The 14,771-nt window shown below is 33.1% G+C and carries 17 protein-coding genes and 1 pseudogene; 10 read left to right on the top strand and 8 right to left on the bottom strand.

The window, feature by feature from the left end; translation table 11 throughout:
- Window positions 1-26 precede the first annotated feature (26 nt).
- Both ACPWSR_RS17020 and scpB read left to right on the top strand, forming a co-directional pair.
- Window positions 27-767 carry a segregation/condensation protein A gene (locus tag ACPWSR_RS17020; protein WP_426349416.1) on the top strand — a complete coding sequence of 247 codons (741 nt, stop codon included), beginning with the start codon at window positions 27-29 and terminating at the stop codon, window positions 765-767.
- A complete protein-coding gene (scpB, locus tag ACPWSR_RS17015) occupies window positions 760-1,353 on the top strand; it encodes an SMC-Scp complex subunit ScpB (protein WP_426349415.1) in 594 nt (197 codons plus the stop codon). Before ACPWSR_RS17020 ends, scpB begins: the two co-directional genes overlap by 8 nt.
- A 49-nt stretch (window positions 1,354-1,402) precedes the next feature.
- Here scpB and ytfJ read toward each other — a convergent pair whose 3' ends face one another.
- Together ytfJ and ACPWSR_RS17005 are read right to left on the bottom strand one after the other, a co-directional pair.
- Entirely contained in the window at window positions 1,403-1,780 is a 378-nt protein-coding gene (gene ytfJ, locus ACPWSR_RS17010; protein ID WP_426349414.1) for a GerW family sporulation protein, read from the bottom strand.
- A 20-nt stretch (window positions 1,781-1,800) separates the two neighbouring features.
- Window positions 1,801-2,316, bottom strand: coding sequence for a DUF2953 domain-containing protein (locus ACPWSR_RS17005; RefSeq protein ID WP_426349413.1), 516 nt, complete (start codon window positions 2,314-2,316; stop codon window positions 1,801-1,803).
- Window positions 2,317-2,396: 80 nt separating this feature from the next.
- On the opposite strand from ACPWSR_RS17005, the gene ACPWSR_RS17000 reads away from it, so the two are divergent.
- The 4 genes from ACPWSR_RS17000 (at window position 2,397) to ACPWSR_RS16985 (ending at window position 5,994) form a co-directional block, all read left to right on the top strand.
- A complete protein-coding gene (locus ACPWSR_RS17000; RefSeq protein WP_426349412.1) occupies window positions 2,397-3,434 on the top strand; it encodes a D-alanyl-D-alanine carboxypeptidase family protein in 1,038 nt (345 codons plus the stop codon).
- A gap of 130 nt (window positions 3,435-3,564) precedes the next feature.
- Window positions 3,565-4,545, top strand: a complete 981-nt coding sequence (locus ACPWSR_RS16995) for a sulfide/dihydroorotate dehydrogenase-like FAD/NAD-binding protein (protein ID WP_426351408.1) — start codon at window positions 3,565-3,567, stop codon at window positions 4,543-4,545.
- Window positions 4,546-5,823 (top strand): FAD-dependent oxidoreductase, encoded by a 1,278-nt coding sequence (locus ACPWSR_RS16990; RefSeq protein WP_426349411.1) that lies wholly within the window; start codon window positions 4,546-4,548, stop codon window positions 5,821-5,823.
- A 30-nt stretch (window positions 5,824-5,853) separates the two neighbouring features.
- A complete protein-coding gene (locus tag ACPWSR_RS16985) occupies window positions 5,854-5,994 on the top strand; it encodes a hypothetical protein (RefSeq protein ID WP_426349410.1) in 141 nt (46 codons plus the stop codon).
- Between the two features lie 58 nt (window positions 5,995-6,052).
- Here the strand turns inward: ACPWSR_RS16985 and ACPWSR_RS16980 are convergent, their stop codons facing one another.
- On the bottom strand, window positions 6,053-6,871 hold the full coding sequence (locus tag ACPWSR_RS16980) for a TIM barrel protein (protein ID WP_426349409.1): 819 nt from the start codon (window positions 6,869-6,871) through the stop codon (window positions 6,053-6,055).
- Window positions 6,872-7,012: 141 nt separating this feature from the next.
- Between ACPWSR_RS16980 and ACPWSR_RS16975 the strand changes: the two genes are divergently transcribed.
- Entirely contained in the window at window positions 7,013-7,555 is a 543-nt protein-coding gene (locus ACPWSR_RS16975; RefSeq protein WP_426349408.1) for a tRNA (mnm(5)s(2)U34)-methyltransferase, read from the top strand.
- 162 nt (window positions 7,556-7,717) lie between these two features.
- Window positions 7,718-8,329: a DUF3841 domain-containing protein gene (locus ACPWSR_RS16970; RefSeq protein ID WP_426349407.1), complete on the top strand. Its 612-nt coding sequence runs from the start codon at window positions 7,718-7,720 to the stop codon at window positions 8,327-8,329.
- A 970-nt stretch (window positions 8,330-9,299) separates the two neighbouring features.
- On the opposite strand, the gene ACPWSR_RS16965 is transcribed toward ACPWSR_RS16970, so the two are convergent.
- Window positions 9,300-9,539 carry a hypothetical protein gene (locus tag ACPWSR_RS16965; RefSeq protein WP_426349406.1) on the bottom strand — a complete coding sequence of 80 codons (240 nt, stop codon included), beginning with the start codon at window positions 9,537-9,539 and terminating at the stop codon, window positions 9,300-9,302.
- Window positions 9,540-10,281: 742 nt separating this feature from the next.
- Here ACPWSR_RS16965 and ACPWSR_RS16960 point away from each other — a divergent pair.
- On the top strand, window positions 10,282-11,520 hold the full coding sequence (locus ACPWSR_RS16960; RefSeq protein ID WP_426349405.1) for a restriction endonuclease: 1,239 nt from the start codon (window positions 10,282-10,284) through the stop codon (window positions 11,518-11,520).
- 210 nt (window positions 11,521-11,730) lie between these two features.
- Window positions 11,731-12,177, top strand: a complete 447-nt coding sequence (locus tag ACPWSR_RS16955) for a hypothetical protein (protein WP_426349404.1) — start codon at window positions 11,731-11,733, stop codon at window positions 12,175-12,177.
- Window positions 12,178-12,358: 181 nt separating this feature from the next.
- Here ACPWSR_RS16955 and ACPWSR_RS16950 read toward each other — a convergent pair whose 3' ends face one another.
- The 4 genes and pseudogenes from ACPWSR_RS16950 to tnpA all read right to left on the bottom strand — a co-directional run bounded on the left by ACPWSR_RS16950 (window position 12,359) and on the right by tnpA (window position 14,671).
- Window positions 12,359-12,517: a transposase domain-containing protein gene (locus ACPWSR_RS16950; protein ID WP_426351407.1), complete on the bottom strand. Its 159-nt coding sequence runs from the start codon at window positions 12,515-12,517 to the stop codon at window positions 12,359-12,361.
- Window positions 12,518-12,550: 33 nt separating this feature from the next.
- Window positions 12,551-13,903 (bottom strand): annotated as a pseudogene (gene tnpC / locus ACPWSR_RS16945) (IS66 family transposase); the annotation flags it as partial.
- A 179-nt stretch (window positions 13,904-14,082) separates the two neighbouring features.
- Entirely contained in the window at window positions 14,083-14,355 is a 273-nt protein-coding gene (gene tnpB, locus ACPWSR_RS16940) for an IS66 family insertion sequence element accessory protein TnpB (RefSeq protein ID WP_426349403.1), read from the bottom strand.
- Window positions 14,345-14,671 (bottom strand): IS66 family insertion sequence element accessory protein TnpA, encoded by a 327-nt coding sequence (tnpA, locus tag ACPWSR_RS16935; protein WP_426349402.1) that lies wholly within the window; start codon window positions 14,669-14,671, stop codon window positions 14,345-14,347. The genes tnpB and tnpA overlap by 11 nt, the downstream gene beginning before the upstream one ends.
- Between the last annotated feature and the right edge of the window lie 100 nt (window positions 14,672-14,771).

Here is a 14,771-nt window from a genome sequence, read left to right as displayed (position 1 = left end):
AAGTACAAATATTTTTAGGTGATATTATGGCTCAATTAAATTTAAGTATAAGTAATTTTCAAGGTCCTTTTGATGTGCTTCTTCATTTGATTCAAAAGAATGAGATGGAAATATATAATATAAACTTATCGGAAATAACCTCGCAATATCTAAGCTTTCTTAGTAAAATGAGAGAATTAGATCTGGAGGTTACTTCGGAGTTTATTGTAATAGCGGCTACGTTAATGGAGATAAAATCAAAGGAGCTTCTACCAAAGGCAGTAAAAGAAGAAGAAGAGGAAGATCAGGGAGACCTATTAAAAAAGAAGCTTATTGAATATAAAAAAATAAAAGCTGCAGTAGAATATCTGAGAGGTATTAAACAATATTCAGGTACTGTTTATGGGAAAAAAGCTGAAGTTATAGAGGACATAGATACTAGCCAGGATATATTTATTAATATCTCCATGATGGACTTATATAGTATTTTTGAAAAATTAATGGAAAACTACTTTAATAAGCAAAATAAAGATGCTTTGATAAGTGATAAGATTAATGTAGATCTTTTCAGGATAGAAGATAAATATAGGGCTATATCAGAGCTTATAAAAAGTAATAGGTATATTAGCTTTACTAAACTTATTGAAGAGTGTACCTGTAAGCTTGAAATAGTAGTAACCTTTTTAGCTCTTCTGGAGCTGTCAAAGCAAAAGGTTGTTTCCATTAAACAAAATGATAATTTTAGCTCTATAACTATAGAAAGGGTAACAGATAAGACAGATGAATAATTTAAAATATGAACAGTTTGAGTTTGTTGAAGTATCCAATAAGAAAGAATTAATGTCGGCTGTAGAATCTTTATTGTTTGTTAGTGGCGAACCTCTAACATTAAAAGAAATATCTTCGATATTAAAGACAAATATTTCATATACTGAAGAAATATTAGAAGCTCTATCTTCAGAGTATGAGGAAGTTAGCAGAGGAATAAAGCTTATAAGTATAAATAATAGCTATCAGCTTGTAACCAAGCCTCAAAATAGCGACTATATTCATGAATTGGTGAAAGGGAATACCAGACAGTTTCTATCTCAGGCTTCATTGGAAACTCTTGCAATAGTAGCTTATAAGCAGCCTATTACTAGAATCGATATAGATGAAATAAGAGGGGTTAAAAGTGATAGCGCAGTACAAAATTTGCTGGATAAGGGTCTTATTAAGGAAAGAGGCAGGTTAAATGTGCCTGGTAGACCAATATTATATGTCACTACAGATGAGTTCCTGAGGCAGTTTGGTTTGGTAGATCTGGAAGAATTGCCAAGCTTACAGGAATTGATAGAAAAATACTCACAGGAAAACAATGTGGAAGAAGAATAGAAGAGAGTCCTGAGCATTTTAGTTGTTATGCTCAGGACTCTTTATAGTTTTATTCCTTCTTTTTTGTATTTAATAAATCCATGATTTGAGGAATGCTATCAACTATTCTATCATAGGTGCTTACCTGGTCTACTGGGAATAATCTAATGGTATCATGTTTTATTACTAAAAATGCTACTGGCTTTATAGTAACTCCTGCACCAGAGCCACCTCCAAATGGAAAATCTTTTATTTCTTTAACATCCTTATCAGTGCTAAATTCACTCCCTCCTGAAGCAAATCCAAAGGAAACCTTAGATATAGGAACTATCGTACTGCCATCTTTACATTCAATAGGGGAGCCTACAATAGTGTTTACATCTATTATTTCTTTAATATTTTCAAGAGTGCTTCTCATTAGCTTCTCAATATGGTTATTATCTGTCATAAACTATCCCTGATGGGATTTCACCTCCAATGTTTTTTGAATAACATAAATACACGTATAATTTTACCTATATTAGCTTTAATTATACTATTTAGAGAAAAGTTGAAATGAATGACATCATCAGAGGTTGGAAGTATGGTGAAGGTATAACTTTTGATATTAAAATAGTCTTTCATATATCCGTAGAATAAAGGAGGTACTGAGCTAAATAAACCATATATAAGAGCTGTCTCAGCGGTTTCCTCACATTGATAAGATACTTTTAAATCAGTGTAGAGAGATGGCTTTGACTGGTTTTTACTCAAAGAAGTTAGTATCTTTAGGAATTTCGAAAATTTATGTTCTACTCTTTTTGATTTATGTAATTTATTTTTAAATGGCTTTTTTGGAGGGTACAGAGTTATAACTTTATACTTATATACAGCTATTGATAATTGTATATCTAAGCTCTTATTATATTCTAGGTTTAGAATTAGATTAATAGGAAAAAATAAAATAGTTACTAAGGATACAAGTATAATTGATATATTTAGCATATTATTCCACCCCTTTTAAATGTTATTATTGTATCCATCAATAGGATAAATATTCTAAGTAAATATAATGAGGTGATGTGATGAAACATATTATTAGGCTTCTAATAGTAATTTTTTTATTTACAGGATATCCATATAAAACTTTAGCTGCACCTATAAATGTAAAGGCTGTAAATGCTATAGCTATAGATGCAAGAAGCAGAGTAATATTATATAACAAGGATGGACATAAACCTGTACCCATGGCAAGCACTACAAAGATTATAACCGCATTAATTGCTTTGAATTATGATTCTTTAGATGAAAAGTTTGTTATTAGTCCAAAGGCGTCACAGATAAGGGGATCAAAGGTAGGCTATAAAGCTGGAGAGGAAATAACAGTGTTAGAATTAGTTTATGGATTGATGCTTAGATCAGGAAATGATGCTGCTATAGCCTTAGCTGAAGGTATCAGTGGTTCTGTAGATGATTTTGCTAATCTAATGAATGAATATGCTAAAAATATGGGCATATTAAACACTAATTTTCAATCACCCCATGGCCTAGATAGTGAATATCATTTTTCATCTGCCTATGACTTGGCATTAGCTACTATAAAAGCAAAGGAAAATCCTGTATTTAGTAAAATAGTAGCTACAAAATTTATATCTAAAGCAGAAGGAGCTTTTACTAGAGATTATAGCAATATAAACAAAATTTTATGGAAAGAGGATGCTACAGGAGTAAAAACTGGCTATACGGGACTGGCAGGAAAATGCTTAGTAAGTTCTTTCGAAAAAGATGATAATGAGATTATTATTGTATTATTAAATAGTAATCAACGTTTTGAGGAAACGGAGAGGCTCTATAAAAACATTAAAGAGAATTATGAATATAAATGCTTATTTTCAAAGAATCAAGTGCTTAAGACCCTAAATACTGATTCTGGTAAAATTAAATTGGGGTTTAAAGAGGATTTGATATTACCTATTAAAAAAGATTCTGAAGTTACTAAAGAGGTAATAGTTAATAGTGAAGTAGAGATTAAAGGGAATTTTAAAAAACTTAATATTGGAGGAATTAAGATATATCAAGAGGATCAATTAATATTTGAAGCACCGCTCCAGATTATAAAGTAATAGATAAGGCCTGTTAAGATAAATAGCTTAACAGGCCTTTGTATTGAAAGAACTGTAACAATTATATATAAATATAATACTTTAATATTAAGGCACTAAGCATTATAACAGCAGGGGATGTGAAAAAGTGATGTATGAGGTTAAAAATTGCATTGATGCAGGTTCTGAGTATTGTCCTTGCCATCTAGCAAAAACAGGAGAATGTATAATATGCTCACAATTATCAGGAAAGAGCTTTTGTGATTGTAAGAATTGGAAGGGAACCTGCATACTTCAGGAATACCATAGAAATGGCAATAAGCCAAAAAGTCAAAGAAGAACTTATAATGGAACAGTAATTGAAAAAGTTTATGAAGATAGTGGAATTTTAAAATTAAAAATTAAAAGCTCAATTTCTTTGATTAAGGGATTAAAGCGGCTTGGAAGCTTTGTATTTCTTAGAAGCGAAAGCTCTCAAGAATTTTACGATTGTCCCATTTCTATTTTAAAAGTTGATGAGGAAGAGGAAGCTATTGTAGTAGCTATTGAAATAAGAGGAATAAAGACTAAAACCATAGAAGGTATCAATGAAAAAGAGGATATACTTATCAGAGGACCTTTCTGGAATGGTATTTTTGGAGTGAAGAAACTATCTGAATTAAGTAATGATAAGGTTATTGTTATGGGAAGAGGTATTGGTATTGCCCCTCTTATTCCGGTTTTAAAGGATCTTTTGAGAAGGAATAATAAAGTTTTTTTAATTCTAGATAGCGGAGAATTTAAAAAGGATATATTTGATGGTGAGCTTTCATTCTTTCAGGGTGAAAGGGGTCATATTAAGGTTTTTGATAATGGTGAGTTGAGTAAAGAGCTTAATGAATGCTTATTGGACCTAATAAATACTCAGGGCTATTCTCATATTCACATTTCTGGGCCGGATATATTAGCTTATAACGTTACTAAAGAGTATAAGAATTCACTTACCTTATCCTGTAGTAATAATGCTAAGATGTGCTGTGGAGAAGGTGTATGTGGAAGCTGTAGCAGCAGATATAGTGGTCATATAGTTAAAAGATTATGCAAGGTTCAATGTGAACCCAACAATTTATTTGAGGGAAGGAGGTTAATCTAGATGAAGGTAATAATTATTGGTGGTGGTTGGGCAGGCTGTGCTGCAGCTATTACTGCTATAAAAGCTGGTGGTGAGGTGCATATATATGAAAGAACAGATATGCTTCTTGGTCTTGGAAATGTTGGGGGAATAATGAGGAACAACGGAAGATTTACTGCCAGTGAAGAAATTATAGCTATGGGTGGCGGTGAACTGATAGATATTACTGATTCCTTATCAAGGCATAAGAACATTGATTTTCCCGGACATAAGCACGCATGGTTGTATGATGTAAATAAAATTGAGCCAGCAGTAAGGGAATTACTGATTAATTTAGGTGTTAATATACATTTAGAAAGCAGAATTACAGATGTTATCATGGAAGAGAAAAAAATTAAAGGTATTTATATAGAGAATAAAGAGCTGGTAGATGGAGATGTATTTATTGAAACAACAGGCTCTACAGGACCTATGGGAAATTGCCTGAAATATGGAAATGGGTGTGCAATGTGTGTTTTAAGATGCCCATCTTTTGGTCCTAGAGTCAGCCTAAGTGCGAGAGCTGGCGTAGAAGACTTCCAGGGGGAAAGAGAAGATGGGGTTTTAGGTGCTATGAGTGGTTCCTGTAAGCTAGCTAAAGATAGCTTATCAGAGGAGCTTGTTAAAAAGCTTGATGAAGAGGGAGTTGTAGTGCTGAAAATTCCAGAGGAAGAAATAAATATGGAAAAGTTAAAGGCTAAAGTATGTCAACAATATGCACTAAAGGAGTATGCAGAAAATATAATATTATTAGATACAGGAAATGCAAAGCTTATGACTTCCTATTATCCAATAAATAAGCTTAGAAAGCTACCGGGACTTGAAAAGGCAAAATATATAGATCCTTATGCTGGTGGAAAAGGTAATTCAATAAGATATCTATCAGTAGCTCCTAGGACTGATGATATGAAGATTAATGGCATTGATAACATGTTTTGCGCAGGTGAAAAGTCTGGTTTGTTTGTAGGACATACAGAAGCAATCGCTACAGGCTGTCTTGCAGGCCATAACGCTATTAGATATACCTTGGGTATGCCTCTTTTAATACTGCCAGCAAGCACCGCAATAGGCGATATAATATCTTATGCTAATCATAAGATATTAACAAAAGAAGGCAGACAAAATAGATACACCTTTGCTGGGGGAGATTATTTTAATAGGATGCTTTCTTTAGGCTTATATTCTACTAATAAGGAAGATATAAGTAGAAGGGTTAGTAAGCTAAACCTTAATGATGTTTTTTCTTGTAAACTAATATAAATAAACAGAAGCTAATAAGGAGATGAGCATATGTCAAGAAGATGTAGACCTTCCGCCTGCTGTAACAATTGCTGTCAATGGGGTGGAAATAATGGATTTTCTAATTTTGGTGGAGATATATTTAATAATCCTACTTCTTTAATAATACTGCTGTTATTACTGAGCAAGTAATTAAAAGATAAGGGCTTCGCTAGAAGTATGTTATATTACTAGCGATGGCCCTTATTCATTAGCTTTGATTATATATACTTTTTAATAGAAGAGAATCTTCTTCTAAGATTGGACTTTCAGAAATTATATAGCCCTTTACATCATATTTTACTAATGCCTTCATAAATGCCATAAAGTTAAAGTCGCTTTCCTGGAGAGGTAGATGATTCTTTTCACCCTTAATTCCATAGTTTATTCCTGATATATGTATGTGCATTTCTGATAGAGCTTCTTTCCCTAGATTGTCGCCGATGTATTCAAGGATCCTATTAAAATCATCTTGATCTTTTAAACAGCCGTTATCTCTAGCGTGGATGTGGGCGAAATCTATGCAGGGCTTACATAAAGGCACCTCTCTACATATAGATACTATTTCCTCTAGGCTTCCAAATTGAGTAGCCTTGCCTGTGGTTTCCAATCTATAGTTTACGCCGATATATGGGAGTTTTTCTAGGTTGTGTTTTATAGTATCATAGGTTTTTTCTTTACTATCACCTAAATAATAGCCCGGATGAAATACTATATTATTCCCATTTACTTTTAGAAGGGCTTTGGCTCCGTTAATAATCCTTTCTAGAGATTTTGTAATTTTTTCTTCTTCTTTCGCATTTAGATTTATGTAGTATGACCCATGGGCTGTCAGGTGAAAGTTATTTTTTATTTTATTAGCCAGAATGGCATCTTTATTTTTATCAGTAACATTTATACTTCGAACAAAAGGAAATTCCATCACGTCTATTCCAATTTCTTTTAAATACTCTATGGCAGAAGCATAGTTGAATTTCATTTTGTCCTTTTCTAAGGGTAATCCTGATATTCCAAATAAAAGCTGTTCCATTATCTATCTCCTTTACTTATAATCCTTTGTTTAATAAAATAAGTATACATTAAAAGTTCAATTTATAAAATAATATACTTAATAAAAATTATGTAAACTAAGTTTTATATAAAAATATTAAAATAAAGGTGGCTATGATAAATGTTCAATTATGTTGGTGATATTAGTGCACTTGCTCAAAATATAATAAAGGAATACTGTAGTGAAAAGATAGTAGCTGTGGATGCTACATTAGGAAATGGGTATGATACTGATTTCCTGTCAGATAACTTTTTACGAGTTTATTCTATGGACATTCAAAAGAAGCTTGTAGATGCTTATATGAAAAAGGAAAAAGAACAAGTGGTTTTACTATGTGATACACATGATAAGCTAGATCAATATGTTAAAGAGGAGATTAATTGTGCTATGTATAATTTGGGCTACTGTCCAGGTGAGGATAAAGAAATAACTACTATGGCCCAATCAACTTTAGTAAGTATAAAAAAAGCACTCTCACTACTAAAATCAGGAGGAATAATCACTATTGCAATATATGTAGGTCATGACGAAGGGAAAAATGAAAAGAGTGTAATTCTTGATTATCTTAGGACACTTCCAAAGGATACATATGGTGTTATGCTTCATGAGTATATTAATAGATCTGCCATTTCACCAAAGTTAGCTGTAATTGAGAAAAAATAATATTGTAGAGCATGTTCTAGAAGTTGAAAAGGAAGCGGAAAAAGAGAAAAAGGGTGATGGTGGCGATACTTTGAAATCTGAAGGTAGTTAATATGAATTACTTTCTACTATATAATATAATTTTTACTGTACTTTATATAAAAAGGATGTAATAATACTGAAATGAAAATTAAATTATGGACACTTCAGCATAAAGAAGCATATGAATCGTTAGCCGAAAACGGAATCCTATATGTTAATGATGAACATTTATTATATGATGAAAATTTTAAAGAGGCATGTAATTGGATGGTTAAACAAATGGAGAAGCGCATAGGGAATAAGCCTGATTACGTAAAATATCCTCTTTGGGCTTGGTATGAATGGGACGGAAAGCAGAAGAGGAGAGATTTACGCTGTTCTGGTTATGCAAAGCCTGGAACTCCAATGGTTCAGATAGAATTTGAAATAGAGGAAAGTAAGATATTACTGTCTGATTTTGATGATTGGAATTTTGTACTAAATAATGATTATATTTCGGCTAACGATGAAGACTATGACACATTCTGTAAAGAACTTAAAGATAAAGATTATGAATATCAAGATATATTAGACCTAAGTAAGCAAAATGATAGTCTTAATGCAATTAGGGAACAGATATTTAAAGTAAATGAACATTACTCCAAATGGAATTCTTCATCAAGTAGTGAGTTAATACAAGCCACCTTTTGGGAATTACAAGCTGAACAGATAATAAAGGTAGAGCATTTTATTGCGAAGCAATGGTGGAATTAAAATGGAGGTCAGTAGAGAGGGGATACGATATTGATGATAGGCTTGGACTAGAAATCAATGAAGATTGAGAGATTGTAAATGATCAGCAAAATCAAGTAAACCAGCTAATATAAGATCTCTGTTATTAATTTTCTCAAGATAAAGAGACAGTTAATCTAATGGAGGTCAGTAAAATTATTAGGAATACTCCACATCATCACAGATATAGCAGCAAAATTCCGTTTGTAACTGAGTTAATTGACTATTTTGAACAACTATCATTTGCCCTCTTCCAAAGGGGGGATTCATAATTAATTCAATCCTCAATTTAATAGTTGGGGAACCTCGTAATATTAGAAGAAACACAAAAGATATAATAACTATAAAACAACATTTTAATAACCCATTTAAACTCGAGTTTATTTGTAGAATGATATATTACTTTCAATCTATGGATAATGGTATTGATTCTATGTTCTACACCCATTCCCTAGAAGAGTGTATCAGTATCGCCACTGATATTTACCTAAAACACATTCCTGATATAGGACTGTGTTTACAATGCTTAGTAAATGAAAGAGAATGTAAATGCTCTGAAAAACAATGTACAGAATGTAAATATAGTATCCCAACAACTTATGTTCTGAGGTCATTATGTTCATCTTTCCTGAATGATATTTACGAATATAAGAATTATAAAAGTACTTTTATAAAGGTTGAAGCTTCATCTAGACTTCATAAAAAAGTACTTCTATTTATAAATGCTATTAATAAATTCGGTAAAGAATACGCCTACGAGTTTCTTGACTTGAATAGGAATGGTTTTCTATATGAATTTTATAAAATTCCTGAGCCTCCAGATATTATATAACTATAATAAACCTAAATATACTTATTTTATTATATATTCATGTACTGCTAAATATAAAAACCAGTAAAGATATTTCTACTGGTTTTAAATAATATAACTTTTGCAAGTTAGAGTTTATAATTAAATCTTATTGCCTTTAAAAAATCTAACATCTGTAGTTTTATTGCAATATTCACATGTAAGTGGTTCATAGAAACCACCCCTTTCTATTAAATCAAATCCATCCGAATTAACAGTTATTTGCACAGTTGTTTCTTGATCGCAATAAGGACAAAGATATGTGCAATCTACGATAGCTTCACTACTATTTTGAGATACTATTTTATAAGTTCTCCCAGGCATTTGTTTGTGTCTTCCCATAATAAATCTCTCCCTTTCTATCATTAAAATATAAATAGGAATAATAGCGATTATTCATATTTGCATACAATATAGTCATAATATAAGAAGGCATTTCGTTATTATTCTCTTCTTTAAGTATAGCATAACATATAGAGACGGTTGAAAGGTTTACTGAGGAAATTATAGTATCTGAAAATAATACGTAATTTAAGAATACGACATAAATATTTTTAAAAAATTGAATCGTACGGTAAAGAATATGAATTTATCTAGATCATTAAATGATCGGAAAAGATTCTCTATAGCAAATGATAAATCTTGAGTGTATCAGTGATGAGACTTAGGAATGCTAACTTATAAATATTATTTAACAACAGGGTATATAATGATTACCTCTTTGAATAGAGTCTCAGAAAAATCACGTTAGATTTGTAATAATACTAATATTGAAATGTGAGAAAATACAATAATGAGTAATCTATTACATACAACAATCGCAGCTAAGATAGATTGAATAGTATTGAAAGGAATATAACAAGAATTAAACATCTCCCATGGAAAACTCATACTACTCATATCAGTACAGAGGCAAAATACTTATATTAAGAGAAGGTATTTACATTATATTTACAGTTTTATATTATTAATGCATAATGATATTAGGTTGTTTTAGTATTTAATATAAAATAACAATATCTTATAAAAAGATATAAATGCTATTCTCAAACATACACGAAATATTTAATAAGTGGTGATATAAATGGATTTTACTAAGTTAAATGGATATGAGTTTGAAATTCTCATGAGCAACCTCTTCATTAAAATGGGATTTCAGATTGAGACAACCTCTCTTACTGGAGACGGAGGTGTTGATATAATTCTCTACCTAGACAAGCATATAATCGGAGGAAAATACTTAGTTCAGTGCAAAAACTGGGCAAGTCCAGTAGGAGTACCTGTTATAAGAGAAATGTATGGGCTTGTATCGAGCGAAAGAGTTAATAAGGGTATAATAATAACATCCTCAACATTCACTAAGGAGGCTATAAAATTTTCTGAAGGAAAAAACTTAGAGCTTGTAAATGGGCCTACTGTTATAGACCTTCTCAAAGAGTATAATGTAGTTTCTGATACAGTCGCCGTGACCACCGAGACGAATGGCATCACCTCTATAACGAATTTTGATAAAGATAAGTATATTTATCTGAAGAAGAGAATTGAAGAGAACAGGAGCGACTTACTGTCATATGTAGAAATGCGAAGATTCTATCACAATTATTTTATTTCAAACTGTTCAGATAAAAACATCGGCTATCTTTATGATTCATATATCGAGCTAAATAATGAGATATTAAGTAGATTCTATAAAAAGGGAATTAAGTATACAGATGAGCAAAGAATTCTTAACTTTATTAATTGCTACATTTACATGCTCAAGGGTGAGCTCTATAAATCCGTAGATATTGCACTAAGAACGGGCTTTTTTAATAAACATATCTCCATACACTTTGGGGAATCGAAGCATTATAATCCCTCGAAGGAAGAGGTACCACGAAATTGTTCTCCTTACTTAGGAGTCAGTAATTATTACAGGTTACTGACAGCATACTATATAATATTTCATGTATATAAGTTTAAAGAAGGAAAAGGCTATATACGAGAAATGCTAAATTATCAGAAGAAAACCATAAAAGAAGTTCAAGAAGATATAAAAAGTAAGAGTAGGAATAAGTTACAATATATATTATCCTCTAGAACCGCCCCAAAAGACCTACTAACTGCTCTTAAAATAGATTGTGCAGAAAACATCTCAATCCTTAAAAGTATAGATAATAACACCTTTTCATCAATCAGCCTCCCGCATATCAGTAAAGACAAATACATCTATAAATATGATAGTGAATTCTATATAACGAAAGATATCCTTAAAAATAATTATAAAGATATTGATATTGCAGAGGATTTAAGAAAGATTAAATATCTGCTTAACTTGTCTTAACTAAAGCCAAGTTATAAATAAGAACAAAAAATGATTCTTAATTGGTAGAATCCTTTTATTTTATCTATATTAAAGTAAATATTTAAATAAATAAAATTAATAACATTTAACCCTAAACCGTATCATATTTACGATTATACAATAATACATAATATTATTCGGTTGTTCTATTATGTTGTGAAAATTTATTTTAATATAGGGGAGAAAGTAATGGAAGAAAAAAAATCTTTTTACGAACTGATTGTTGAAGATGTAGTAGGGAAATGGTGTGATGGTCTAGCTATATTAGATTTATCTGATGACGCAATAAGTATTGATAATATCTTTGATAATAATGAAAAAGGAATAAGTATAAATAACTATCCTATTTCAAGAAAAGAAAAAGTTCTTTCTAAAGTCACAGAAATGTCCTATGAAGAGGCTTTAAGAGAGTTTAATCAAAATGATAAAACTATAGTTAGTCCTAAAGTGTCAACTGATGAATTAATTACATTTGAGGGTTTTAAACGTATTGAATTTGGAGGAAATGTTTATTGTCACACTCAAAATAATAAAATAGTAGTAAACGGTAAAGAACATTTTGATGATTTTAATGAGGTATTATATTATAAACTTATAAGTGAAAAAGAAATGAAAGGGAAATGGTTAGTGTTTTAGTCAACTACGAAAATAAATATTAAGACAAGTACAATACCGTATTCTTCAGCAATGAATTTTACGGTATCTTTTTATGTTGCTATTCACAAATACTATGAAAAAATAATCTAGAGTTAAATTGTAAGCGCTCAATAAAAGAGTGCCTAGCAAAATAAAAAAGACCAGCCTCAGCCAGTCTTAACTATCGTTTTTTGCATTCTGTTTGTACAACTTCTGACCAAGGCATCAGATCATCAAGATCTTCCGTATGATTCTGCCAGTCACAATCAGGCATGTACAAAAGTAAATATTCAAGATAAGTATATATTTCAAGGCCATTAGCCTTTGCGGTTTCAACTATACTATATACAGCTGCACTTGCTGAAGCACCCTTAGGTGTATCCGAAAACAGCCAGTTTTTTCTTCCTACAGTAAACGGCCGTATGGAGTTTTCAGCTGTATTGTTAGAAATAGAGCACCTTCCATCGAGAAGATAATTTTCCAGGTATGGCTTCTAATTTTTCGCATAGGTAACAGCCTTGCCAAGAGCAGATCCGTTAAGCACGACCAGGCTTTCAAGCCATGACCAGAAAGCCTCTAAAACTGGTTTTTCCAGCTCAAGACGCCTATTGTATCTTTCATCAGGAGAAAGGTTTGTTAGCTCCTTCCCTATTTCAAAAAGTTTATTGCAGTAGTCTCTTCCGATTTCTGCATTGGTAAGAGGAGCGTCCTTGGCCTTCCGGCCAGGAATAGCTTCGATGAATTTTCGCCTTTTGTGAACCCAACACCCGCAGCGAACAATTCTATTCAGCTTGTTGTATCCAGAGTAGCCGTCAGAATGGACATAGCCAATGAAATCTTTCAGAAAGGTCACCGCATGGTCGCCATTTCTGGAAGGCTGATAATCATAGAGAATGATCGGGGCTTTATTATCGCTGCCTGTACGATAGACCCACATATAGGACTTCGTCTGCGGCTTTTTGCCATTCTCTTTCAGCACCTAAACTGGAGTTTCGTAGCAGTGGATGACATCCCTTTTCAGAACTTCTCTGCGGAGATGTTCTGTTACAGGTTTGAGATAGTCTTCCGAGCAGCGGATAACCCAGTTTGCCATGGTAGCACGGGTAAGGGCTATGCCAAGACGTTCCCAGTCCTTCTCCTGTCGGTAAAGTGGCACGCTGTTGACGTACTTTTGGTACATAACGTTTGCCACAGAGCTTGGGGAAGCAAGAGAGTGACTCATAAGAGAAGATGGAGTCAGGGCTTTCTGAATATATGGACGCTCAGAGTGCTTGCATTTAGGACACTCATAAGACATCCTTACATAACGAACTATCTGAAGCTTTGCAGGGATATACTCGAGCTCTTCTCGGACTATTTCTTTGCCTATAGGTCTGAGGTCAGTGCCGCATTGAATACAATATTGATCTTCTGGAGCAGATTCGCAGAGAACTTCCCTTACAGGAAGTTCCTTGATAAGCTCTTCTCTCTTGGTGCGCTTGTTCTGACGAACATAGCCTTTTTCTCCACGTGATATAGGTTCTGGAGCGGCAGCTCGCGCTTCGATTTCAACTTCATTAAAAAGAGATAGCTGACCTTCTACATCTGGTCTGTGAGTTTTTTCGCTAGAAGGACCGAACTTCTCCTTACGAAGGATGTGTATTATCTCAACCAGATTGTTTACCTGATCCTGCAGGCCTTTTATTGTGTTTTCAAGTTGGTGAATATAAGCATCCCTGGTATCCATAACATTATTCCCTCATCACTTCTTTTATAGGAATATTATACCATAAATAGCGTCGAAAATCCAGTAAACAAGCCACTTTATATCACTTTTTTGTATCAGCAAAAGGCACCTGGAGTAGCAGGTTTTATCGCTTTTGGTTGTTCCAACTCGAGTCCTTCCATGAGCCATCGAAATTCTTTCTAGGTAACAGTGCGGACTTCATCCTTATTGCGAGGCCACTTAAATGAGCCATTCTCCAATCGCTTATATAGAAGAACAAAGCCATCGCCCTCCCACATGAGAGCCTTTATGCGATCACGGCGCTTGCCACAGAATAGAAAGAGGCATCGCGAAAATGGATCCATTTGAAACTGACCTTGCACAATAGCGGCAAGGCCGTCAATGGATTTCCTCATGTCCGTGTAACCACAGGCAATATAGATTTCCTTGGCAGCCTTTATATCACCTAACATATTTTTTAAATGCTGACAGTACTGCTTCGACGGTCTGCCGGATGGTTCCTTCTCTGATTTCTACGGTTGCAGAAGGAAAATGTATAATCACTCCAGAATGTGAGCTTTGCTGAATATCATGAAACTCTAATTTGGCAAATGGAGCTTCTGCGATAGCCGGAACTTGTTCCGTCGATAATGATTGACAGGACTGCTCCCGTATCTTACGAAGCCAATAGTAGTAAGAATTTCGGCTGACACTGTTCTGCTCGCACCAGGTATCAACCTTTAAGCCGCTGTTCTGACAATCTGAAATGATTTTTTTCCACTGTTCCATACGGAAACTGCTCTTTACCTCTGTAACATAATCCAGGATTATCAACTCCTATCCCGAGTTTTTCAAGTTTTTCAACTTGAAAAACTCAAAAAACTCTAAA

This window comes from Alloiococcus sp. CFN-8 (genome assembly GCF_049943125.1).
Taxonomy (GTDB): Bacteria; Bacillota; Clostridia; order Clostridiales; family Clostridiaceae; genus JAEXZL01.
This window is presented reverse-complemented; position numbering and strand designations above follow the sequence as displayed.

Coding starts and splice junctions, on each gene's coding strand:
- ACPWSR_RS17020 (WP_426349416.1), top strand. CDS start 27: ATGGCTCAATTAAATTTAAGTATAAGTAATTTTCAAGGTCCTTTTGAT.
- scpB (WP_426349415.1), top strand. CDS start 760: ATGAATAATTTAAAATATGAACAGTTTGAGTTTGTTGAAGTATCCAAT.
- ytfJ (WP_426349414.1), bottom strand. CDS start 1,780: ATGACAGATAATAACCATATTGAGAAGCTAATGAGAAGCACTCTTGAA.
- ACPWSR_RS17005 (WP_426349413.1), bottom strand. CDS start 2,316: ATGCTAAATATATCAATTATACTTGTATCCTTAGTAACTATTTTATTT.
- ACPWSR_RS17000 (WP_426349412.1), top strand. CDS start 2,397: ATGAAACATATTATTAGGCTTCTAATAGTAATTTTTTTATTTACAGGA.
- ACPWSR_RS16995 (WP_426351408.1), top strand. CDS start 3,565: ATGTATGAGGTTAAAAATTGCATTGATGCAGGTTCTGAGTATTGTCCT.
- ACPWSR_RS16990 (WP_426349411.1), top strand. CDS start 4,546: ATGAAGGTAATAATTATTGGTGGTGGTTGGGCAGGCTGTGCTGCAGCT.
- ACPWSR_RS16985 (WP_426349410.1), top strand. CDS start 5,854: ATGTCAAGAAGATGTAGACCTTCCGCCTGCTGTAACAATTGCTGTCAA.
- ACPWSR_RS16980 (WP_426349409.1), bottom strand. CDS start 6,871: ATGGAACAGCTTTTATTTGGAATATCAGGATTACCCTTAGAAAAGGAC.
- ACPWSR_RS16975 (WP_426349408.1), top strand. CDS start 7,013: ATGTTCAATTATGTTGGTGATATTAGTGCACTTGCTCAAAATATAATA.
- ACPWSR_RS16970 (WP_426349407.1), top strand. CDS start 7,718: ATGAAAATTAAATTATGGACACTTCAGCATAAAGAAGCATATGAATCG.
- ACPWSR_RS16965 (WP_426349406.1), bottom strand. CDS start 9,539: ATGGGAAGACACAAACAAATGCCTGGGAGAACTTATAAAATAGTATCT.
- ACPWSR_RS16960 (WP_426349405.1), top strand. CDS start 10,282: ATGGATTTTACTAAGTTAAATGGATATGAGTTTGAAATTCTCATGAGC.
- ACPWSR_RS16955 (WP_426349404.1), top strand. CDS start 11,731: ATGGAAGAAAAAAAATCTTTTTACGAACTGATTGTTGAAGATGTAGTA.
- tnpB (WP_426349403.1), bottom strand. CDS start 14,355: ATGTTAGGTGATATAAAGGCTGCCAAGGAAATCTATATTGCCTGTGGT.
- tnpA (WP_426349402.1), bottom strand. CDS start 14,671: ATGGAACAGTGGAAAAAAATCATTTCAGATTGTCAGAACAGCGGCTTA.